A 23746-nucleotide genomic window follows, 5' to 3' on the forward strand; every position below is an offset into this window, starting at 1 on the left:
GATACTCACGCAGGCTCCACTCACCTTCCGTAGTAGCGTACCATGATGCAGATTGACAATTCCGTCCAGACAACCCTGAAGGAGCGACTAAAAGAAATATTCGGGTTCGGCCAGTTTCGGGGAGACCAGGAAGCGATCATCCACAATATACTGTCGGGCCGAAACACCTTTGTCATTATGCCCACCGGGGCAGGCAAATCGCTGTGTTATCAGTTGCCGGCTATTGCCTCCGAAGGAACCGCCATCGTTATTTCTCCGCTGATTGCCCTGATGAAAAACCAGGTCGATCAACTCAATGCTTTTGGCGTCAATGCCCAGTTTCTGAACTCGACCCTCTCTAAATCCGAGATGACGAAGGTAAAGAAAGATACCCTCAACGGTACGCTGAAACTGTTGTACATCGCCCCTGAGTCGCTGACCAAAGAGGAAAACCTTGATTTCCTGAAGAAAGCCGTTATCTCGTTTGTCGCCATCGATGAGGCACACTGTATCTCGGAATGGGGCCACGACTTCCGGCCCGAATACCGAAAAATCAGGGGAATTGTCGATAACATCGGGCACCACTCGGGGCGCATGGGCCTGCCGGTCATTGCTTTAACGGCCACGGCCACGCCTAAAGTACAGATCGATATTCAGAAGAACCTGGATATGGAGGATGCCGATGTGTACAAAACGTCGTTTAACCGGAAGAATCTATACTATGAAATCAGACCCAAGGCCGACTCTAAAAAGGCCCTGATCAAGTACGTAAAGCAGAACAAAGGCAAGTCGGGTATTGTCTACTGCCTGAGCCGTAAAACGGCCGAAGACATTGCCGAACTACTGCGTGTCAACGACGTAAAAGCGCTACCCTACCACGCCGGGCTTGATCCGCAAACGCGGATGAATAACCAGGATGCATTCCTGAATGAAGAGGTCGACGTGGTCTGCGCTACCATTGCCTTTGGCATGGGCATCGACAAACCCGACGTTCGGTTTGTGATTCACTACGATGCGCCTAAATCGCTCGAAGGGTATTACCAGGAAACAGGCCGCGCCGGTCGCGATGGTTTGGAAGGCAACTGCGTAATGTTTTACAGCTACGACGATATTCTGAAGCTGGAGAAATTCAACAAAGACAAACCGGTTACCGAACGCGACAACGCCAAGCATCTGCTGTCGGAAATGGTGTCGTACTCGAACCTGGGTACGTGTCGGCGCCGGCAACTGCTGGGTTATTTCGGTGAATACGTCGAAAAAGACTGCGGCTTCTGCGACAACTGCCTGAAACCAACGCCCAAGTTTAAAGCACAGTCTGAGATTGTCATAGCCCTGCAAGCAGTACTCCAAACCGATCAGCGGTTCGATGTGAGCCACCTCGCCGATGTACTGACAGCCACGGAAAATCAGTACGTAACCAGCTACGAACACGATAAGTTGGATCTCTATGGTAAAGGCAAGTCGTTCAGTGAAGATTGCAACGTCTGGTGCTCGCTCATCAAACAGATCACGATTCTCGGTTATCTGGAGAAAGATGTAGACAACTACGGGGTGCTCCGGCTCACGCAGAAGGGCATGAACTACATCGAAGATCCGTATCCGGTGATGCTTTCGCAGGATCATGATTACGAGCAGCAAACCGCCGACGCCAAGGAAGAAGCCGACGATGCCGCCGCCCAGGCTGCCAGCGGTGGCAACGCTTACGACGAAGAACTGCTCGGTCTGCTGAAAGCACTGCGGAAGAAGATTGCCAAAGAGAAAAATCTGCCCCCCTACGTTATCTTCCAGGACCCATCCATGGAAGAAATGGCCACCACCTACCCCGTTACGCGGGAAGAGATGGCCCAGATCAATGGCGTGGGCATGGGCAAGGTTCAGAAATTCGGTAAGCCTTTTATTGATCTGATTGTCAGTTACGTGGAGGAAAATGAGATCGAGACTGATAAAGACGTGGTGGTGAAATCGACCGTCAACAAGTCGAAGATCAAAATCTACATCATTCAGCAGATCGACCGGAAAGTAGATCTTGAAGAAATTGCCGAAGCCAAAGGGCTCACGTTGGTTGACCTTGTTGAAGAAGTAGAGCACATCTGCTACTCGGGCACCCGCCTGAACCTCGACTATTACATTGATCAGATCATTGACGATGACCGGCAGGAAGAAATTTTCGAGTACTTCATGCGGGCCGACACCGATAACATTGCCGTTGCCCTCAAAGAATTTGACAGTGATGATTTTACCGAACAGGAGCTACGCCTCATGCGCATCAAGTTCCTTTCAGAAGTAGCGAACTAACTGAATTACAACGTACGAATTACGAATTACGATTGGCTCCGCCTCGTCAGGATACGGTAAGCCAGCAACGCTAATTCGTAATTTGTAATTTGTAATTCGTAAATCAGTACATGAATATACTTATACTTGGCTCGGGGGGGCGTGAACATGCGTTTGCCTGGAAACTAACCCAGAGTCCTTTATGCGACAGCCTCTTTGTAGCGCCTGGTAATGCAGGTACGGCACAAATCGCAACCAACTTGCCTTTTGGTTTTTCTGATTTCACCGCTATTGCCGAAGCGGTACGTACTCACCAGATCGATCTGGTACTGGTTGGCCCCGAAGAGCCTCTGGTAAAAGGCGTGGTGGATTACCTACGTCAGCAGCCCGATATGGCTAAACTGCGTATTGTTGGTCCCGATGCGCAGGGTGCCCAGCTGGAGGGAAGCAAAGATTTCTCGAAGCGGTTCATGGCGCAGCACAACGTACCCACGGCCTCATCGCAAACGTTCACCGGCGAGACCATCGAGGAAGGGCTAACGTACCTGGAAAGTCATTCACTGCCCATTGTTTTGAAGGCCGACGGGTTGGCTGCCGGAAAGGGCGTGATTATTGCCGAGACGGTTCAGGAGGCAAAAGATACCCTGCGCCAGATGCTGGGAGGCCGGTTTGGCGAGGCAGGCCACCGGGTGGTGATTGAGCAGTTTTTGCGGGGAATTGAGCTATCCGTTTTTGTGTTGAGCGACGGGGTGAACTACAAAATTTTGCCCGAAGCTAAAGACTACAAACGGATTGGCGAAGGTGATACCGGGCCTAATACGGGGGGAATGGGTGCCGTATCGCCGGTTGTTTTTGCGAATAAAACGTTTCTTCAGAAAGTAGAAGAACGCGTGGTGAAGCCAACATTGGCGGGCCTTCAACAGGAGGGAATCGTTTATAAAGGCTTTATCTTTATTGGGTTGATGAACGTGAAAGGTGAACCCGTCGTCATTGAGTACAACGCCCGCATGGGTGACCCCGAAACCGAAGTAGTACTGCCTCGCATTCAGACTGATTTAGTTGAATTGCTGGTGGCAGCCGCTGATGGGGAGTTGGACAAAATAGCGATGCAGGTGTCGCCGCAGACCGCTGTTACAACGGTATTGGTGGCTGGTGGGTACCCCAATGAGTACGAAAAAGGCAAACCCATCACCGACCTCGACCGGCTGGACGATGTGACAGCTTTTCACGCGGGAACAACCAACCACGATGGTTCGGTAGTGACCAACGGTGGGCGGGTGCTGGCCATTACGGCCCTGGCAAACTCGCTCGAGAATGCCGTTCGGAAATCGCAGGAAGCGGCCCGGGCGGTGAGTTATGACGGAAAGTATTTCCGAAAAGATATAGGGCTGGATTTACTCCGGTACCAAGACTAACGGATTTACGAAGTACGAATTACGATGTACGATTGGCTCCGCTCCACAAGGCGTTGAGTTAACAGGCAGCGCGTAAATCGTACATCGTAATTCGTACTTCGTAAATCAAACCATGGGATGTCAATCCTGTGCGGTTGGCGGGTGTGGGTCTAAAGCGAAAACAGTTGACAGTGGCGGGGCCGAAGTGGCGACCAAAACGGCAGGTTGTTCGAGCGGGGGCTGCTCATCCGGTGGCTGCAATAAGCTGAATTCATTCGACTGGCTAAGCGACATGACGCCGATTGCCGGTCCGGCCTACGGGGTCGTTGAAGTGAAATTTAAAGGTGGCCGGAAAGAATATTACCGGAACGTTCACAACCTCGACCTGACAACAGGCGATTTTGTGGTCTGCGAAATGACGTCGGGCTACCACCTTGGTGCCGTGTCGATGCAGGGCGATCTGGTGCGGTTGCAACTGAAACGCAAGCACGTTCAGATCAACGACGATACCAAGGCAATTCACCGTCTGGCTACAGCCCGCGATCTGGAAAAGCACGAACAGGCTGTGTTGCGCGATCTGCCGAGTTTGTACCGGGCGCGTGAGATTGTGCGGGAACTGAAACTGCACATGAAATTGTCGGACGTTGAGTTTCAGTCCGACAACACGAAGGCGACGTTTTATTACTCGTCAGAAGAGCGCGTCGATTTCCGGGAGTTGATCAAGATGCTGGCGGGCGAGTTCAAGGTGCGCGTGGAAATGCGGCAGATCAGTCTCCGGCAGGAAGCGGGACGGATTGGCGGTATCGGATCGTGTGGTCGCGAACTGTGCTGCTCTACCTGGCTTACTGATTTCAAGAACATCACCACGTCGGCGGCACGGTACCAAAACCTGTCGCTCAACCCGGCGAAGTTGTCGGGTCAGTGTGGGCGACTAAAGTGCTGCCTGAATTACGAACTCGATACCTACGTAGACGCCCTGCGCGATATCCCGACAGTTGAAAAGCCGCTGGAAACGCAGAAAGGCCGCGCGTTTTTGCAGAAGACCGACATCTTCCGCAAGATCATGTGGTTCGGCTACAGTTCAGAAAGCACCTGGCACCCGCTACCGATCAAGCGGGTCATCGAGATCGTGGCACTGAACAAGCAAGGCGTCATCCCCGAATCGTTCGACGTGCTCACGCCCGTTGGTGAGAAGGAAGTGGTTCCCCTTGCCGCCCTCAACGCTGACCTCACGCAGCTCGACAAGAAATACGCGATTCGCGGCGGTGGCGGCAACAGCGGAAAGAAGAAAAAGAAGCGCTAACGTACCTGGATTTAATCAAAAAACGCCCCTGACGTCAAGTCAGGGGCGTTTTTTGATTAAATCCAGGTACGTTTACTTACTGGCAGTCGGCATCTGTTTCAACAGCTTTTTCATCTCCTGAACCGTATTGCTATACGAAGCACCATCGGCCAAGTTCTTCAGTTCGTGCGGGTCAGTTGGGTGTTCAAACAGCATGGAACCGGCTTTCCCTTCTTCCCACTCTACATAATGCCAGCGCTTTGTACGCACTGATTTGCCCAGCTTGTTCTGAACAGACGTTACGCTGTAGGCCGGGTACGTCCATTGACTATCCGTTTTCTTCAACAGTGGTGATAGACTGTGCCCTTCGATAGCGGTTGGTTTAGGCAGGCCGCAGAGTTCAGCCAGCGTTGGGTACAAATCAAGCAGTTGAACAACCTGCGCGCTGTGTTGACCTTTTCCCTTTGGCATGGCAATGATCAGCGGTACGCGTAAGCCCAGTTCGTAGAGCGAATAGGCCTTCGACCACTTTCCTTTTTCGCCGAGGTGGTAGCCGTGGTCGCCGAAGAAAACAACGATCGTGTTGTCTTGCAGCTTGTTCCGTTCCAGCGCGTCCATGACCCGCCCAACCTGCGCATCCATAAAGCTGGTCGATGCATAATAGGCCCGCTTCATTTCTTTCGATAGCTCGGGTGTCGACTCTCGGGCAATGAACAGATCGCTATTGGTTTGGGAAATCGAAATGGCTGGAAAGCCTACCGGTGCTTTTGGCGTGGTGCCAAAATCGATGGGGAGTTCCATTTTATCGACATCGTACAGGTCGAAAAACTGCTTCGGTGCCGTTGGTGGGCTATGGGGTTTCACAAATCCAACGGCCAGAAAGAAGGGTTGATTCTTATACGTATCCAGATACGTTATGGCACGGCTGGCTGTTTTGTAATCGCCGTGGTTTTGGCCGTTGCCGGGCAACACAATGATTCGGTCCGAGGCAGAGGCTTTGCTGAGTGGTTTGTCTTTAGGCTCGTTATCTGGCTCGTCTACTTTCTCAACGGGTTGTTTGGCGGGCGTTTTGCCCCGCTCAGTAATACCGGGATTGGTTGGCTCACCGCCTTCTGTCCACGAAACCTGATCGTCGATACCGCCGTGAAAAATCTTGCCAGTGCGTAAGGTTACATAGCCATTTGCCTTGAAGTGTTGCGGCAGCGTTACAAACTCAGGGTGGGTCAGCCGGAAGTAATCGTTATTGTTCATTACGCCCGTTTGCGTTGGATAACGGCCGGTCAGAAACGACGTACGCGACGGATTACAGACCGGGTACTGGGCATAGGCGTTGTCGAATCGGGTACCACGCGCCGCAATCCGGTCGATGTTTGGCGTTTTAATCATCGATACACCATATGCGCCGAGTTCAGGCCGGAGATCGTCGGATATGATGAACAGCACATTGTACTTCGGTGGCGCTGCTGATCGTGATGGAGCAGGCTTGCTGGTGGCCATCACAAACAGAAAAGCGAGCAGACAACTGGAAAGAACAAGAAAATAGCCCGACGTACCCAGTCGACGGCTCAGTGCTTTCATAACGGTAAACGTTTTAGTAGATTATTCACGATCGAAACTACCACATTTTCAGGGCAAAACACAGCACGTAACGCGGGCTTCAGCCCGCCTCTACAGAGGAGTGAAATCTACATACCCGACCAATCAGGCGTTTCTGAGCCAGCCTGTAATGCTCAGCCGGTCACGATTGGCGGGCAGCACCTCATGTTCCAGTAAACCACTATCGAAACAGACCAACCGACCACCTACAGGCTCGATCAATATTGTTTGTTCGCCACAATCGGAGTTGGGTATGTATACGGCCAATTGCCCACCGTCGGTAGGTTGCCAGTTGTCGTTGAGGTAGCAAATAACGGAGAGTCTACGCCTTGAATCGGCGCGAAACCGGTCGAGGTGGCGCTTATAGAACGTACCTATGGGGTAACGGGCGTAGTGCAGTTCACTATCGCGCAGGCCGAGGTAACAGGTTCGGTTAACGTACCCAATAAACTGATCGATCCGCTCCAGAAAAGCCGTTTCTTCGGGGGTAGTCGTTGTGGCATCGAGCCACAGAATTTCATCACCACGGATTGATTTTTCAATAGCCGCTTGTCCGTTACCGATGCCTGCTTCGCGAAACTGACCTGCCTCCTGGCGTTTCAGAAGCGTATGGCGGAGGGCAACTACTTCGTCGGGCGACAGAAACGAATCGACCACACCGTAACCCCGGTCAAGGATACCGTCGATCAGCGATTCAAACAGCAGTTCAACATCGGTCATTGCTGTAGATCCGTAAGTTCGTCGAGGCGGACGGTGCGGAAATGGCGATACACCTGAATGACCATCGAGAGCGCTACGGCGGCTTCAGCGGCGGCCACAACAATCACAAACAGGCTGAACAACTGCCCCTGTAACCGGTCTGGGTCGTACTGGCTGAACGCAACCAGGTTGAGGTTGACCGCATTGAGCATCAACTCGACACCCATCAGCACCACAACGGCATGCCGTTTGGTCAGCACCACCGCCAGCCCAATGCTGAACAATGCCGCCGCCACTAAAAGAAGAATACCCGATGATTGAGGTTCCATGTTATCAGTTATCAGTGAACAGTTATCAGTTATCAGTTATCAGCTCTGCTAGGGAGCGCTCCTTGGCAGAGCTGATAACTGATAACTGTTCACTGTTTAAGTTTTGCCAGATAGCCAGCGCCGACCAGGGCTACCAGCAGGAGGATACTAATGATTTCGAAGGGTAATACGTACTCGGTCATTAACTGTTTGCCGATGACGTCTACTGTTGTTGACGCGATTGAAACCGGTCGGTCGAACATGACAAAATGTGCGTTGATCAATAGACGGCTGAGCCCCCAGAAAAGGCCAAGCGCCAGAGCAACAGCCAGCCACGGACGACGATTTTCGGTTAGAATCTGGTTGGGACGTTCGCTAACAGGTGTGTTACCGGATACTGCTGAAGCGGGCTTGTTCGTCAGCATAACGCCGAAAAGCACCAACACCAGTACGCCTCCCACGTAAACGACTAGTTGCGACACCGCCAGAAAATCGGCGCCCGCGAAAACAAACAGGGCTGCCACACCCAATAGCGTGAGTAGCAGCAAATAGGCCGCATACAGCACATTACGGGTAAGCAACAAACCTACAGCGCTCACCAGCGTCAGGGCAACAAAAGAGAAAAAGGCGATTTGTATCATAGGTTATGTCGCTCAAATTTCGACTATTCTGACGATTTGGGCTTCATCGTTGGCCTGAAAGCAGGTTTCGGCTTCGCTGCTGGCGGCTCCTCTACGGGCTGAACAGGTGCCTCGCCCGATGCTGTTGCCTCAGACGTACCTGTAGGCTCATCAGTGGTTGTCGTTTTTGGCTGGACGGGCTTCATGGTTGGCCTGAAAGCTGGTTTAGGCTTCGCTACGGGTGTTTCTTCCGCTGGCTTTACAACGTCTTCACTGGCTTTATCTATAATCGGCTCTTCAGGCGTAACCGCTTTTGGTGCCGTCGGCTTCATGGTTGGCCTGAAAGCAGGTTTCGGCTTGGGAGCAGCTGTTTCAGGTACGTTCGACTCAGGTACGTTGGTGCCTTCTTCGACAGCTGGAACTGGAGGCGTAACTGATGCAAGAGCGGCTGGTTTCATCGTTGGCCTGAATGGAGCCGTCTTTTTAGACGTTGTTGGCAGCGGTAATGCGGACTCAGGAACGTCTTTTTCAGCAGCTGTGAGCGGCTCAGTTACGTTCGGTTGCTCAGCCACACCTTTCATTGCAATGGCTTCTGCCTCATCGGGAGTCGGGTCCGTCAAGGGGTGCAACTGATTCCCTTCCGTAGAGTTTCCTGTTTCGGCGGGCGGGGGCGTAGGTACATCCACCTTTGCCGCAGGTTTCATACCGGGTCGGAAAACGGGGCGTGGTTTTGGTGCTACAGCAGGAGCGTCAGGTACGTTCGTTTCGGCGGGTATGTCTGCTTTCGCCGATTCAGGTGCAACCTGCCCCGCCATAGCGGGGTTTTCTGCCTCGGTAGTCGGGGCTACTGCCGGTTTTGCCGTTGGCTTCATGCCCGGACGGAAGGCAGGTTTGGGTTTCGCTGGCAGTTCGGTTGCAGGTACGTCGCCAGTTGTAGACTCAGCCGCTTTGCTAACCGTCTGTTCCTGCTTAAGGCGTTTAGCGTCTTCTTTTTCTTTGACAAACTGTTCGTAAAGTGCCCGTTTTTCGTCGGCTTGCTCGGGTGTCAGGTTCGCGAATTCGTAATTCAGATCGCTTAGGTTGAAGGTGCTGTAGTCGAATTTTTTCTCCATCGTCAGGCACTCGGTGGGGCAAACCACGGTACATAGGCCACAGTAGCAGCACTTGGCCATGTCGATGTCGAACTGAGCGGCGTAAAGGCGGATGGGCGACCCGTCAGAAGCGCGGCCTACTTCTTCAGTCGCCTTAATCGGGTCGATGGTGATGCAATCGACGGGGCAGACCTTGGCACATTTATCGCAGACAATGCAATCGTCGATTTCGTTGTGCAGGCGGTAGCGGCCATTATCGGGAATGGGCAGTTGCTCGTGCGGGTATTGCAGCGTTACCAGCCCGTCTTTCAAATCGAAATAGCGGTCATCAGCCACACCCATCGACTCGCGGCGATGCGTAGCATTCCGCAGGTGACGAACCGTTAGACTGAGGCCCTTCAACGTGGTGCGTATGCCGTCGCTTATATCAGAAAAGTAAGACATGAGTCAATGAGTAAATAGGCAAATGAGTGATTGTGCGAATATCTCGATGCGGAATCGTTGTGTATACCTCCAAACAGTTGCACAGTCACTCATTCGCACATTCACTCATTAATACAACGCTGGAAACCGGTTTGGTTCGGCTTCGTGCATGATTGCGTACACGGCTTCGAACACATCATCTACAGATGGTTTTGAGAAATAATCACCGTCGGAACCGTAGGGCGGGCGATGGGCTTTGGCCGTTAGTGTACGCGGTGCTGAGTCGAGATAGCGGTAGCCATCCTGCTGATCGAGCACCTGCTGCATCATGTAGGCAGACGCGCCACCAGGGAAATCTTCATCGGCAAACAATACCCGGCTCGTTTTGCGGAGTGATTCAACAATCGTCCCCGTCAGATCGAAGGGTAACAAAGTTTGTACATCAATCACTTCTACCGAAATACCGGTTTCGGCCAGTTGCGCGGCGGCTTCCAGCACAATCCGGCACATCGACCCGTACGTAACCACCGTCACATCGTTTCCTTCCTGCAATATATCGGGTACGCCCAGCGGCAGACAAAACTCAGCGATGTTGTCGGGCAGGCGTTCTTTCAACCGGTAGCCGTTCAGGCATTCAACCAGCAGGGCGGGGTCGTCGCTTTTGATCAGGGTGTTATAAAATCCGGCTGCCTGCACCATGTTGCGTGGTACCAGCACATGAATGCCACGCAGGCTATTCAGCATAGCCCCCATTGGTGAACCTGAATGCCAGATTCCTTCCAGCCGGTGCCCGCGTGTACGAATAATGACCGGCGCTTTCTGACCGCCTTTGGTACGGTATTGCAGCGTGGCCAGATCATCGGTTAGCGTAGCCAGTGCATAGAAAATATAGTCGAAATACTGAATCTCAACGATGGGTCGAAGACCACGCATGGCCAGGCCAATTCCCTGACCGATAATGGTGGTTTCGCGAATACCAGTGTCAGTAATGCGCAGATGTCCATATTTTTCCTGAAGACCGGCAAACCCCTGATTCACATCGCCAATATGCCCAACGTCTTCGCCAATCGCTACAGCACGCGGTTCTCGGCCAAACAGACTGTCGAAATAGCGCTGCATAATCAGGTAGCCATCGAGCATCGGGCTCTCGTCGGAGTACTGGGCCGGAATGGCCGTCACCCGTAGCGGCGACTCGTCGGACTGGCTATACAGGTGGGAGCTGAAACGGTCGGTATGTTGGGCGGCTATGTTCGTTATCCAGTGTGCCAATGCCTGTTTACCCTGCCCCTGATCGGTACGCAGCAAGCGGAGGGCTTTTCGAACAGCGGTAACCGAATCGCGGTAAAGGGGCGTCACTGTTTGCTGCAATTCCATCCGAATCCCCATCAGATCAGCTGATTTGGGGTGATTGCGAGCAGCCTGTTGCAGTAGATCGAGCACATCGGTCTGGTCGCCGGCCATTGACTGCTGAAAGGCTTTCCAGGCTCTGTTCCGGGCGTCGCGTGCGGTTGTCAGCGCTTCTTTTTCGAGGGTTACCAGTTCTTCTTCAGTAGCCACATCGTTAGCCAGAATCCAGGCGCGGAATTGCTTGTTGCAATCATATTCCCGTTCCCAAGTCAATCGATTGGTAGGTTTATAGCGTTCGTGCGAACCTGACGACGAGTGGCCCTGCGGTTGGGTCAGTTCCTGCACATGCACCAGCACAGGTACGTGTTCGGTGCGGCAGATATGAGCGGCTTTCTCGTAGGTGTCTACCAGGGCGGCGTAGTCCCAGCCTTTAACCGTGAAAATGGCAAAGCCTTTGTCGTTCTCGTCGCGCTGAAAACCGGCCAATGCTTTAGAGATACTGCCTTTCGTTGTCTGGAGTTCAACCGGCACCGAAATGCCGTAGCCATCGTCCCAAACGGACACCAGCAGTGGCACTTGCAGAACGCCCGCTGCATTGAGCGTTTCCCAGAACATGCCCTGCGAGGTAGATGCGTCGCCGATGTTGGCAAACGTAATTTCGTTTCCCTGCCGCGAAAACTGCGTCAGGCTAGCCAGTTCAGCATTATCACGATATAGTTTAGAGGCGTAGGCCAGCCCCAAAGAGCGCGGAAATTGGCCGGCGGTAGGGGCAATATCACAGACTGAATTGAATAGGTCTGTCTGGTTGCGCCAATGTCCCTGCTCGTCGAGCCAGCGAGTAGCAAAGTGGCCATTCATTGATCTGCCCGCTGTATTAGGGTCGTGGGCAATGTCGGTATGGGCGTAGAGTTGGGCGAAGAACTCAGACCATCGTAACTCGCCCAGCGCGGCCACAAAGGTTTGATCCCGATAATAACCGGACCGGAAATCGCCGCGCTGAAAAGCACGGGCTGCGGCTAGTTGAGCAAGCTCTTTGCCATCACCGAAGATACCGAACTTGGCCCGGCCACCCATCACGTCCTTTCGGCCCAGGAGGCTAACCTGTCGGCTCTCACAGGCAATTCGGTAGTCGGCCAGGATGATCTCCCGGGTCAGAGCGTCTGTTGTGCGAATGGGTTCATTTACAATCACAGCATGGGCACGGGTTAATGGTCAAATTTCTGAACGATGAAGTGATGTGCTGACTGGCTGTTGGATAGAAAAAGTTGGCACATGAGTTAAACCCCTACTGCGTTTGCAACTCTAACGCAGTGTAATGTGGGTTGGAAATCCTTGAATAGTAAAAGTACAGTAAAGGAACCCACCGATCAAAAAAACGATTTTTTCGATTTCTTTGTTAAAACCGTGACCGCCAAACACTCTTTGGCAAAGCGTTTGCGGTATATTTGTTTTAGCATCTGAATCTACCAGACAACCAAACCAATATCTGATTAAGCAATGAAAACCGCATTATCACTTTTCGTAGCTCTTTTTGCCTTTGTTAGTGTTAGCTTCGCCCAGGACGGGGTAGCTGCCTTTGCTAAAGAGGCCCACGATTTTGGCAAAATCGAGCAGGGTAAACCTGTAACCCACGTATTTACATTCAAAAACACGGGTACAGCTCCCATCGTAGTGACCGACGCTGTAGCTTCTTGTGGCTGCACCAAACCAACTTGGTCTAAAGAGCCAGTTGCTCCGGGTCAGACAGGTCAGATATCGGCTACTTTCAACGCTGCTGGCATGGGTCCGTTCAACAAAACGGTCACTATCACTAGTAATGCCAAAACATCAACGGTGTATTTGACATTGAAAGGCGAAGTAGTTTCTAAAGAAGCTGCTGAGGCAGCCAGCAAAAAGAAAGGAACGAAATAATATAGTTCTGAGTCGTCAGTCTTAACAGTCGTCGACACTAGTCCGATTGTTAAGTCTATTGTTAGAGACTTAGACTGTTTAACCTCTTTTACTGAAGGGTTAATTGATCAAGTAGTATCTGAAAAGCACCCGGTAGTGTACCGGGTGCTTTTTTGTTCGTCTTGCCCTGCCGCCGATTCCATATACCCGTTTCCGCTCTTCCGGTATTTATTTGTAATAAGTTGAAATTGACTAGGTTTGAGACAGTCTTAACCACTCAAACACTATGTTTTTCATCGTTATCGGTATAGCTGTGCTTATTGCCGGTTTTGCCATTAATACGCCTTCGTTGGCCATTGCTCATTATGCAAGGCCCGTTAAAATAGTTGGTATCGCTATCACGCTGGTTGGCGCGTTAACAGCTAGCATTCGGCAGGTCGACGCGGGTCAGGTTGGCATTGTTTCTCTTTTTGGTAAAGTGACGGATACGGTGCTCATGCCCGGCCTGAATTTTGTAAATCCTCTGGCTTCCGTTACGAAGTTTGACGTAAAAACGCAGAACTATACCATGTCGGCAGATACTGACGAGGGTGAAAAGAAAGGCGATGATGCTATTCGCGTTCTTACTGCAGACGGTCTGGAAGTGGTAGTCGATCTTACCGTACTGTATCGGGTAATTTCGGCTGATGCACCGCGCATTTACCGTGAAATCGGTACCGATTACAACGATAAGATTGTACGGCCGGTAACTCGTACGCGTATTCGGGACAACGCGGTTTACTACGATGCGGTAGCCTTGTACTCATCAAGGCGGGATGAGTTTCAAAACCGGATCTACAAGAGCATCGAAACCGATTTTCGGAAACGGGGATTGTTACTGGAACAATTATTGATTCGGAAAATCAACCTGCCTAATTCGGTGAAACTAACCATCGAGTCGAAGATCAGTGCGGAGCAGGAGGCGCAGAAAATGCAGTTCGTTCTCCAGAAAGAAAAGCAGGAGGCTGAGCGTAAACGCGTTGAAGCCCAGGGAATCGCCGATTACCAGAAAATACTCTCGACTGGCCTAAGCGATAAGCAGTTGCAATACGAACAGATCAAAGCACAGAAAGAGTTAGCGGCATCTCCAAACACAAAAATTGTGATCATGGGGGGGCGCGGTAACGTGCCTTTACTGCTAAATAACTAAGAAATAGAGTCAAGACAGAGATGCAGAGGGCACAGAGTTCTTTTGATAAACTAATGGAAGAACTCTATGCCCTCTGCGCCTATTTTTGCCCAAATACCTACTGTCCAACAATTAGTAGTTGTTTCAGCCATTTTTCGAGGGCATTGGGCCAGGTAGAGACCGACTCGTTGGGCTTTGTACGCAGGGCAAAACCATGACCTCCGGTAGGGTAGAGGTGCATCTCGGCGGTAACGCCCTGTTTCAGGCAGGCAAGGTAGTAGTCAATGCTGTTTTCGACCGGTACTCCTTTATCATTCATGGCATGTACCAGAAAAGTAGGTGGCGTAGTAGCCGACACCTGCTTTTCGTTCGAATAGTAATTAACCCATGTTGGGTCACTAGCTAACGTACCCAGCAATTTTGTGCGTGAGCCTGAATGAGCCTTTTCCCCAAACGTGATAACCGGATACATCAGAATGGAAAAATTAGGCTTGGCCTGTTGGTCTGCCGATGCACCTTTATCGTAATGAGTCGACAGGGTAGCCGCCAGATGACCACCCGCCGAAAAGCCCATTACGCCAATTTTATTCGGATCGATAGCAAAGCGGGATGCCTGTTGCCGAATCAGGCGCATTCCCTGCATGGCGTCGGAAAGGGGGGCTTCGTGGGGCGTTTGTTGCAATCGGGCATCGGGCAAGCGGTATTTCAGCACAAAGGCCGTAATGCCCCGCTCCGCAAACCAGTTGGCGATGTCAGATCCTTCGTGTTCGGCGGCCAAAATGGAGTATCCGCCGCCGGGGCAAATCATTACCGCACTGCCAGGCGCGGTGCTTCCGGCCTGCTTTTTGGCGGGGTAAACGGTTAGCGTGGGCGTAACCACATCACCAATACGTAGAATACCTCCATTGTTAGTCGCCGTCTCTCTAATCGTAGCCGACTGAGGGGATGTGAGTACATTCGGCATGCGGTCAGCAGGCCAGAGCGGAATAACTTCCCCGGGCGTGGTTGTCTGCGCCATAGCAGTGATAGAAAACAGAGAGGCTATAAATAGCCGGGAAACGGTGGATAAATAGTGCATAAAAAAGGGCTTCGTTATTAAACAAAGCCCTTTCCCTTAGATCTCTACCTCTCCATTGACATCCCCAACCCCTTGCTTGGCACCGCCGTGAAGTATATCAATTAGTTCCTGCACACGGTAGACCGTGGAGTTGAGTCGATTGCCGAGAATAATGATAACATACTCATCTTTGGGGCTAAACCAGAACATCGTGTTGTAGCCTTTCCACCAGCCGGTATGGTAAATAAATTCAGGTTGGTTAGTAGCATCAAGTTGCATTCGGAAGCCATAGCCATAATTCCGCTGTCCTTTCCGCTCGAAACTGCGTGGAATAAAGGCTTCTGACAACGTTTTGCGAGATAACAGGCAGTCGCCGTTCAATGCCCGATACCAACGGAACAGGTCGCCAATGGTTGAATATACGCCCTTATCGCCAACCACATTGTCAAAATAATCTTTCGGAATGCGTCGACTACTTTGGTACCCGGCCGTTCGGAAGAGGTTGATCGAATCGTTTTTCGTGGTGGCTACATAGGTATCATGCATGCCCAACGGTAGAAAAATAGTACGCCGCAGGTAGTCGTCGAACGGTTGTTTGGTTACTTTTTCTACAATAGCGGCCAACACCATGTAGTTGGTATTGTTGTAGGAAAAGCCCCGGCCAGGTACGTTGTATTTGGGAGGTGTTGGCTTTACAGTAGCAAACCAATGCATTACATCGGCGTTGTTGGGCAGCTTAGGGTCTTTTCGGTAATAATTCACCTTCATGCTGTCGTCGAAGGAATATACGTAGTTGGGTAAGCCGCTGCGATGACTAAGCAGATCACGAATGGTGATGTTATGATACGGAAAATCAGGAAAGAAGCGCTGAATAGAATCAGTAAAAGCCAGCTTTCCTGATTCCTGAAGTTTCAATATGGCAATGGCCGTAAACGTTTTAGACAGCGAGGCCAGTTGAAACTTTGACTGTTCAACGAGTGAGTCGCGTGCGCTCTTCTCGAAATGAGCTAGTCCGAAGCAACGCTTATACAGAATAAGGCCTTTCTGAGCTACCAGCACATTGCCATTTAGACCGCCCCGTACTTTCTGCTGAATAATAGCGTCTATTTGCCTAGTCTTTTCGTCTGCTCCAATGGCTGTTCGCAAGCTGGCTTCTTCTGTGGGCGATAGCACTTGCTCGTCGGCGCAGTTACGCAGTTCAGCCACCGACTGATTGGCTTTGTATTGTGCTGATTGTTCACAGGCGACGCTGCAAAAAAGAATCAGCAAGAAGATAGGGGCTTTATATGCCCAACGACGCAATAGTAATCTCATCAACACAAACCAGTCTCACACAATGCGGTTATCAACAATCAAAAAAGAACAAGCCACTGCGTCTGCCGAAGTTTATTCTGCTGTAAAAGTAGCGCTACGATTGTGGGTAATCAACACCTGTCAGAGCAAAGGTGGGGGTAAAACCAGCTTAAACTAAAGTCAGCGGCCTCTTCCCTGTGCCATCACCCGGAGTGTTTGAGCAATGATCCACAGGTCGAATGACAGGGAGCGGCGTTTAGGATAGAGCAGGTCATACCGCAGGCGCTCAACCATTTCTTCTACGTTCGCAGCATAGCCAAAGCGAATCTGTCCGATAGACGTAATACCGGGTTTCACTTTAAGCAGGTCAGTATATTCGGGAGCAACCTCGGTGATTTTGTCAATAAAATACTGACGTTCAGGGCGCGGACCTACTATTGACATGTTGCCAAACAAGACGTTGACAAACTGCGGAATTTCATCGATACGGGTCTGCCGCATAAACCGTCCCCAGGGTGTTATCCGGTTGTCGATATGTCCCTGTGACAAGGATGGCCCAGCTTTTTCGGCATCGACGTACATGCTCCGAAACTTATAGATCATGAACGGTTTACCCCGATGTCCAATGCGTTCCTGCGTATAAAAAACAGGACCGTTCGATGTGAAACGGGTTATCAGCGCGATTATGGCAAAAATTGGTGCGCCAGCAACCAGCACGCCCAGCGAAAAAGCAATGTCGAATGAGCGTTTGAAGAAAGCAACCCGGAAATCATCCAGCTCTTTCGTCGACAGGTTCAGAACGGGCAGAAAGTCGTGGTACTCAACCGAGGCCCCTTTGGTCAGGAAGCCTCTGAAATCGACCAGTAATTTCACTTGATAATCAAGGAATTCTGACTGATCAACGATTCCTTTTAGCTGCGTGTTATCGATGTAGGGCAGACAGCAATACACGCAATCAATCCCCTGGACAGGTATAAATTTTGCCAGATCGGTATACGATCCCGAAAGCGCTTCTTTGTTGTATTCTGTAGGCCAGTCAAAGTACCCCTGAAACTGAAATCCCATTTCGGGATGTGCCTGGTAAAAGTCAGTAATTGTTTGTGCCAGTTTGCCATAACCAACTACTATAAACCGGCGGTTGTTATAGCCTCTTGCCCGATATTCCTGTAGGAATAGCAGACCACCCAACCGGAAAAGACCACCGGTAAGCAAAAAGAGAATATAGGTGTAGGCTAATTGTCCCCTCGAGAAGTAAATGCCCTGTACAAAGAGCCAGAGGAGCGCAATGATGGCGGCATGAACAGCAGCCAGATAAACCAACTTTTTAAGCAACGGAATGGCTTTGAAAAGCTGCCGGGGAAAAACATAAGGTCGTGTTACCAGCACTATTACGGCCCAAACTACATTGAAGGCAATCCAAAGGGATTGGTAAGGTGGTTGCGCAATACCGGCCATCTCCCCGAACTTTAGCCAGTAAGCACCAGCGAAGGACGTATTCAGACACACGAAATCCAGGAAGACGTGTAGCGGAAAGAGGAGAATGGAATACCTATGTTTCATATAGACAAACTATTGTTGAGCACTGTAAGGTACAACTCAGAAAAAGACGAGGCGAGACCTTCTTAGGTAATGGCTCATTGTCGCAAGAGCAAATATAGGTTCTTTATGCAAGAGCAACATCATTTGCCGTCGCCGAATTATTAGAAAAATCCTATTTGCGCCATGCCCGTCTCACACCTGCATAGACTCCTGCCCCAGCAGGATACAGGCCTCCTGCATCAAGAGCAAGCCTTGTAATTACCTCAGTACCATTCAGTAATGAACCTATGCTGCCCTGTCCATTAACGGGAAGAGCTACCTGTAGCAGCATAGAAAACTGAGTAAGTGGTTTTGGAAAAGGATTATCATACGTACCCAGGTTTTTACTCAATGAGATTTTGGCTAGATAGGAGGGGCTTTGTTTTAGCCAGCTTGCTCGAATTGGTAACGTACCTGAAGCGCCCAGATGCCAGGCATTGATCCGATTATTGATCGTATAACCACCAAAAGAAGTCCGTCCGTTTATGTTATAATGTGGGTTTATAAACGGTGTTCCAATCGTTTGACGCTGATAGGCCCATCCATCGCGAAATTGAGCATTATTGAAATAATTCACTTTCCCCCGGCGCTTCGGATCATCGATCACAAATTCTGGGCCACCCTGATTGGCCGTATTTAGAAACTCGAAAAGTATATTCTGAAATAAGGCATCGGGCTTGTGGTTTCTCAGCCGAATTCCGTTCAGCCCATCAGAAATACTGGTCAGGTAAAGCAAGGCACCTGAGTCGAACGGATTTTGCCGGTACATAAACAGAGAATGTCTACGCAGGTCAATTTCAAGCGCTAAATCGATAGAGCCCAGATGGTTGCCAATCCGGTTTGTAATGTCGAAGTCGGTTAGATCGGTGCCGATTGGGATAATAGACTGGCTGCCCGTTCGCAGGCCAGTCACCACCAACAGATAATCGTAGAAACTGGCAGGCAGACGTTCGGAGGTAACTATGCCGGTACCTACCAGATCGGGGCTAACCCCTCCCCAAACTACGTCGTGATTGATTCCGCCATAGGCCCGAAATGTGCTTTGTGTTTTACCGACTCGAAAAAACAGCGATTTCTGGTGTAAAAAGGTATGGCGAACGTACGTGCCTCCCATCCATCCGTGGGCGAACGTACCCATCACCGAGAGCCAGCCTTTAGTGAAACCAATAGGTGTGTATTGCGGAATACCGATCTGAATTTTAGGTATCGGCAAGGCATTACCCGACCAGCTATACGATCCTGATGTCAGAAGCGTATCGACCAGACCAAAAACTTCACGTCGCCTGCCTATGTAAGCTTCTACTATTCCATAGCGAGCCTTGACGTAGGCCTGTTGCAACAATACCTTCTGAGTAGGAGGGAAGAACGCATTGTTTGACCCGTTTACAAGCAAATCAGCGCCATAACCAATATCAAACTTGTGTCTGGTCGTGTCATAGTCACTACTGAGGCCAATGCGAGCAGTAGCAGAGGGGGCATTGTAGGGAACGGATCCGAACTGATTGGCGCGCAACCAGAATGGCGTTCTTGACGAAGTGGAGAGAATAGTCCCTACTTCGGCCTGATAGCTATCTGGTGCCCGAACGGCAGGCGACTGAGCAATCAGGGTTTGAGAACCGAGAAGGAATAGACCTGAGAAAAAGAAGTATTTCACTAGTGAGAGCCAATTAATGAACTTAGTCCAGATCGGTGTAAGAGTCTGTTGCAAAGGATACGTTCACCCCCGGCAAAGGTAGTTACCAATCTGGCCATAATGAAAAAAGCCACCTCGTGGGCGAGGTGGCCTTGGTGAGTCAACGGCTCATTTACTGAATTCGTATAGGCGACTTAGCGACGGGTATTCCGACGAAGCTGTTGTTTGATTCGGCTGTTCTCTGCTTTGAGTGCCTGTGTCTCTTTTTTGAGCTCAATCATGTAGAGCGTCAACTCTTCGATTTTCTCCAGCAGTTTGGCATCCATTTTACCCACGTCGACCCCTTCACGAACTACTTCGTCAGCCGACGGAACGCCTGGCAAATGACCATGTTGTTTAATGTGTTGCTCAACCTGCTCCAGTGTACGCAGGTTATAGGTCTTCTCGAATACCTTATCTGACCATTCGCTGGTATTGGCCACCGCTACTTTCACTTTCTCGGTCAGAATGCCTTCGCTCACAAACAGGCGATAGCCGGCTGGTGTCTTGCTCACTCCCGGTCCGATAACTACACCGCCAGCGTTGGCATTGACCAAATTCTCGCCAGATACCTGCCAGGTAGTAGCCGCTTCGTCGACACCAATCCGGGCCGAGCCTGACGTGCTACCCATTACCACATCGCCATTTGCATCAACCGTCAAAAACTTAGTAGTGCTGAGTACGGTAGCTGGGCTGGTGCTTTTCAGATTGGTCAACCGAAGCCCCGACGTGTTATTCGCCGCGCTCACAACTTCAAGTTTATTATTAGGCGCCGACGTACCTATACCCACATTGACGTTGTTACCAAGAATAAGACTATTGTTCTGAGTAACTCTTGCATTCGACCCTATTGAAATTGCATTAGATAGGTTGCCTGTACCACTTGGAACCCCAGAATTATATCCAATGAAGACGTTATCTGATCCGGTAGTATTATCTACACCAGCATATTGACCGATATTTGTGTTGCGCATGCCGCTAATATTTCTTAGTCCAGATCCGTCACCAATAGCTGTATTGCCAGTGCCTGTTGTTGTAGCACTTCCTGAACTGTTTCCTATAAAGAGGTTGTAACTACCCGACGAGTTGTTCAAACCTGCTTGCTGTCCTAAAAACAGATTACCTAAACCTGTAGTGTTATTTAATCCTGAAAAATAGCCAACAAATACGTTGTTACTACCTGACTTATTATTGCGGCCAGCCTCGTAACCTATAAACGTGTTCGAAGCTCCGGTGTTAGTCATACCTGTATTAGCACCAACGAAGGTGTTTTGCGAAGAAGAAATGTTGCCCGATCCAGATAAAGAGCCCACGTATGTATTCCCCAAACCTGTAGAGTTATTACTTCCGGCATCAGAACCCATGAACGTATTGTTGCTACCCTCAGTATTGGCATAACCTGATCCAGGGCCGAAGAAGGAATTGTTATTGCCTTGGGCGTTGAAGTAACCCGAGTTATAACCTACAAACGCATTGTTGTAACCGGATCCATTCGTAACCCCAGCATTAGATCCCAGAAAAGTGTTATTGTTACCACTTGAGTTGTTAGCACCTGATCTGTAACCAACAAAAGCGTTATTCTGACCAGAGGTATTTTGAGCACCAGATCCTGCTCCCAAGAAAGCATTCTGTGTACCAGCCATGTTCTGAGTACCAGATCCTCTGCCAATAAATAAGTTGCTAGCGCCACTCATGTTCAGATTCCCGGCTCCTACTCCGACCAAGGTGTTGTCAGAGCCAGGTGTAGCGGATGAGGGATTTGTAGCCACAAAATTGGTTTGTGCAATTGCCATTAAACTGGGTAAGCACAATGACACAAGCAGTATAACTTGCTTCATATTGTATATGATTTTGGCTTGAAGATAACAAAGGCTAATTAAGGAACCAAATAGAGTTAGCTTGTATCTTATGCTCTGAACATATTTCCTGACATCCAAGCGTCGAAGAAGATTCTGCTAAAGCGGAAAGTGCTAAATCTTCTATTCATTAGCAAACTTCGTGCCCCCACTGTAATTGTGTAAAGGAATTTCTTAACGGGATCCCCTTTTGAGGCAGCATAAGCGCCCTTGCAGTACAAATGAAATCGATGAAGTGCGACATCTAGGTCCGAATAATCGCTGCTCGACAAATTATGAGCCAAGTCAATATCGACGACCGCGAAATTTTTGTATGAATTTTTTAAGCGGTCGAAAAAAACAAAATCGCTGAAATATAAACCCACGGACTCGTCATATCCGCCAACTTTCCAAAATGATTCTACACTCACCAATAATCCACTGTTGAGTACATTTCTGCCTCTCATAGGTGTTATACCTGCATCTATTTGGGTTAATACCCGCCCCCGGTACAATAAATATCCGCATGGGGAAGCTAATACCTCACCGTCGTACAATCGAGGGGCATGAACGGGCGAGTTTGTGTATTTTTCTATTGATAGCTCATATTGCTTCCAGAAACCAATGGGTAGTTTAGTATCTTGATCTAATAGTAAAAGCCATTGTTTTTCTAACCGCTTAGCTAATCGACCCGCAATATTGTATGCAGCACTAACGCCCGGGTTATCTAGCTGTTCGATAGGGTGTAGTTCGATAAGTTCCTCATCAACCACAGAGTAATCTGATATGGGTCCGTTATTGATGACTATCAAGTCAATTTTTCGTAAGATATTATATGAACGTTGGAATTCATTAACGAATGACTGATAGGACTTGGAATCAGACAATTTCGTTTGGTAGAGTACAATTACCACCAAAACATTGTCAATATGTGTTCGTACAATGCTCAAGTTGTGGTGTGTGAGACTATTTTACACATTTATGGATAACAAATTTTAATTTAAGAGTTAGATGTTATAGCAACTATAGAGTTTTCTGACATTTCTTTGCGATTACGATCATGTGGTCGAAGGCAGACTCCATACGCACATGAGAGAATCGGGTGACTTTGAATTTAGTTAGCCAATAATGGCTCGACTGAAAAATATTGTAAGATTTTCGAATTAGATGACTCTTTAAAAACGTTACGAGATTTTGTAGACCCGTGCCCATGTATGATACTGACGTTATTTCTACAGGATCAAACTCTTTAAGCAAATATCTGATGCTATTCTGTGAGAAGAAAGATAAGTGTTCTCGTAAGGTCATATAGAACCAATATCGACCACTGAGCTTTGCATGTAGGCTACTAATATCACCGGTTCCAATAACTAGTAACCCTCCCGGTTTGAGGTAATAATTTATTAAGTCAATCATGTCGCCAGCCTGTTTAAGATGCTCAATGACATCAAACAGCAAAATAACGTCGAACTTGGAGTCGGAGGGGAAAGTCTGTCTATCAAGGTATCCTTCTACTACGTTTAGTTTTAGGTTGTTTTTAGCGAATTTGACCGCAGGGCTAAACGGTTCAACTCCAATAACATGCCACCGCTCTTTGTCGAAAAGGCTTAACAGGAAACCGTTACCACAACCTATTTCCAAGATTCTTCCGCTAATAATCTTCTTTTCGATTAATGAAACAACTAGTTTGTGTTGAGGCAATAATTTATCAACAGTATCAAGCTGGTCACCGTAGTATTCTGTATTTACTTGAGTATAATATTTGTCTAAAGCAGAATCGGATAGCTGTGGATTAACGTACTTGTGATCGCAGTTTAAGCAACGATATACGTAAGAAACTTCTGGGACATGATTTACATCTATTTTAGGTAGTATATCATCATTGAAATAAGTAATTGGATATAATTTTTCTGTTTTGTTAAGACTACAAACAGGGCAATTAATATACTCAAAGTTACTGCTCATAAATGTGATTTAGTAAAATGATACTGGGTGTTAAGTTGACACTGATGACTTTATTAAAATTCTTTACTCTAAAATAATCAACTCAAATTATACAAACCATCTACGTTATATCTAGCACTCTATCAATATCATATCGTATGAAAACAATTCAAGTACGTGCGCAATAAGAATATTTAGGTACTATTACGTAGGAATCTGAGGCAGTATGAATGGCTTTTTCGATAAATGACTTGCTCAAGTTCGGAATGTCTCTCTTGTATCATTAGAGATACGTG

At 49.2% G+C, this 23746-nt stretch carries 18 protein-coding genes; 5 read left to right on the forward strand and 13 right to left on the reverse strand.

Features of this window, described 5'->3' with window-relative positions:
* Positions 1 to 42: 42 nt before the first annotated feature.
* The 3 genes from recQ to ACAW87_RS14745 all read left to right on the forward strand — a co-directional run bounded on the left by recQ (position 43) and on the right by ACAW87_RS14745 (position 4950).
* Positions 43 to 2274, forward strand: a complete 2232-nt coding sequence (gene recQ, locus ACAW87_RS14735; RefSeq protein WP_370724184.1) for a DNA helicase RecQ — start codon at positions 43 to 45, stop codon at positions 2272 to 2274.
* A 110-nt stretch (positions 2275 to 2384) separates the two neighbouring features.
* The gene (gene purD, locus ACAW87_RS14740; RefSeq protein ID WP_370724186.1) at positions 2385 to 3668 is read left to right on the forward strand and encodes a phosphoribosylamine--glycine ligase; all 1284 of its coding nucleotides are present in this window, start codon (positions 2385 to 2387) and stop codon (positions 3666 to 3668) included.
* 112 nt (positions 3669 to 3780) lie between these two features.
* Complete coding sequence (locus tag ACAW87_RS14745) at positions 3781 to 4950, forward strand: PSP1 domain-containing protein (protein WP_370724187.1); 1170 nt, start codon at positions 3781 to 3783, stop codon at positions 4948 to 4950.
* 72 nt (positions 4951 to 5022) lie between these two features.
* Here the strand turns inward: ACAW87_RS14745 and ACAW87_RS14750 are convergent, their stop codons facing one another.
* From ACAW87_RS14750 to ACAW87_RS14775, 6 genes are all read right to left on the reverse strand, one after another.
* Complete coding sequence (locus tag ACAW87_RS14750) at positions 5023 to 6507, reverse strand: sulfatase (RefSeq protein WP_370724189.1); 1485 nt, start codon at positions 6505 to 6507, stop codon at positions 5023 to 5025.
* Positions 6508 to 6630: 123 nt separating this feature from the next.
* Positions 6631 to 7245, reverse strand: coding sequence for a 2OG-Fe(II) oxygenase (locus ACAW87_RS14755; RefSeq protein ID WP_370724190.1), 615 nt, complete (start codon positions 7243 to 7245; stop codon positions 6631 to 6633).
* Positions 7242 to 7553, reverse strand: a complete 312-nt coding sequence (gene nuoK, locus ACAW87_RS14760) for an NADH-quinone oxidoreductase subunit NuoK (RefSeq protein WP_370724191.1) — start codon at positions 7551 to 7553, stop codon at positions 7242 to 7244. Before nuoK ends, ACAW87_RS14755 begins: the two co-directional genes overlap by 4 nt.
* Before the next feature lie 89 nt (positions 7554 to 7642).
* On the reverse strand, positions 7643 to 8173 hold the full coding sequence (locus tag ACAW87_RS14765) for an NADH-quinone oxidoreductase subunit J family protein (protein ID WP_370724192.1): 531 nt from the start codon (positions 8171 to 8173) through the stop codon (positions 7643 to 7645).
* Between the two features lie 23 nt (positions 8174 to 8196).
* Positions 8197 to 9687: a 4Fe-4S dicluster domain-containing protein gene (locus ACAW87_RS14770; RefSeq protein ID WP_370724194.1), complete on the reverse strand. Its 1491-nt coding sequence runs from the start codon at positions 9685 to 9687 to the stop codon at positions 8197 to 8199.
* Between the two features lie 108 nt (positions 9688 to 9795).
* Positions 9796 to 12204, reverse strand: a complete 2409-nt coding sequence (locus ACAW87_RS14775) for an alpha-ketoacid dehydrogenase subunit alpha/beta (RefSeq protein WP_370724195.1) — start codon at positions 12202 to 12204, stop codon at positions 9796 to 9798.
* A gap of 306 nt (positions 12205 to 12510) precedes the next feature.
* Here ACAW87_RS14775 and ACAW87_RS14780 point away from each other — a divergent pair, with 306 nt between their 5' ends.
* A complete protein-coding gene (locus tag ACAW87_RS14780; protein WP_370724197.1) occupies positions 12511 to 12924 on the forward strand; it encodes a DUF1573 domain-containing protein in 414 nt (137 codons plus the stop codon).
* A 265-nt stretch (positions 12925 to 13189) separates the two neighbouring features.
* The gene (locus tag ACAW87_RS14785) at positions 13190 to 14092 is read left to right on the forward strand and encodes a prohibitin family protein (RefSeq protein WP_370724199.1); all 903 of its coding nucleotides are present in this window, start codon (positions 13190 to 13192) and stop codon (positions 14090 to 14092) included.
* Positions 14093 to 14189: 97 nt separating this feature from the next.
* Here the strand turns inward: ACAW87_RS14785 and ACAW87_RS14790 are convergent, their stop codons facing one another.
* From ACAW87_RS14790 to ACAW87_RS14820, 7 genes are all read right to left on the reverse strand, one after another.
* A complete protein-coding gene (locus ACAW87_RS14790) occupies positions 14190 to 15149 on the reverse strand; it encodes an alpha/beta hydrolase (RefSeq protein WP_370724200.1) in 960 nt (319 codons plus the stop codon).
* A 36-nt stretch (positions 15150 to 15185) separates the two neighbouring features.
* Positions 15186 to 16397, reverse strand: coding sequence for a serine hydrolase domain-containing protein (locus tag ACAW87_RS14795; protein WP_502918426.1), 1212 nt, complete (start codon positions 16395 to 16397; stop codon positions 15186 to 15188).
* 204 nt (positions 16398 to 16601) lie between these two features.
* Positions 16602 to 17981, reverse strand: a complete 1380-nt coding sequence (locus ACAW87_RS14800) for a sugar transferase (protein WP_370724202.1) — start codon at positions 17979 to 17981, stop codon at positions 16602 to 16604.
* Positions 17982 to 18132: 151 nt separating this feature from the next.
* Positions 18133 to 19707, reverse strand: coding sequence for a capsule assembly Wzi family protein (locus ACAW87_RS14805; RefSeq protein WP_370724204.1), 1575 nt, complete (start codon positions 19705 to 19707; stop codon positions 18133 to 18135).
* Positions 19708 to 19826: 119 nt separating this feature from the next.
* The gene (locus tag ACAW87_RS14810) at positions 19827 to 21608 is read right to left on the reverse strand and encodes an autotransporter outer membrane beta-barrel domain-containing protein (RefSeq protein ID WP_441656226.1); all 1782 of its coding nucleotides are present in this window, start codon (positions 21606 to 21608) and stop codon (positions 19827 to 19829) included.
* Positions 21578 to 22279, reverse strand: a complete 702-nt coding sequence (locus ACAW87_RS14815) for a glycosyltransferase family protein (RefSeq protein ID WP_370724205.1) — start codon at positions 22277 to 22279, stop codon at positions 21578 to 21580. The genes ACAW87_RS14810 and ACAW87_RS14815 overlap by 31 nt, the downstream gene beginning before the upstream one ends.
* Positions 22280 to 22529: 250 nt before the next feature.
* Positions 22530 to 23471 (reverse strand): class I SAM-dependent methyltransferase, encoded by a 942-nt coding sequence (locus ACAW87_RS14820; protein ID WP_370724207.1) that lies wholly within the window; start codon positions 23469 to 23471, stop codon positions 22530 to 22532.
* Positions 23472 to 23746: the final 275 nt, after the last annotated feature.

It is taken from the genome of Fibrella aquatica, assembly GCF_041321135.1.
Taxonomy (GTDB): Bacteria; Bacteroidota; Bacteroidia; order Cytophagales; family Spirosomataceae; genus Fibrella; species Fibrella aquatica.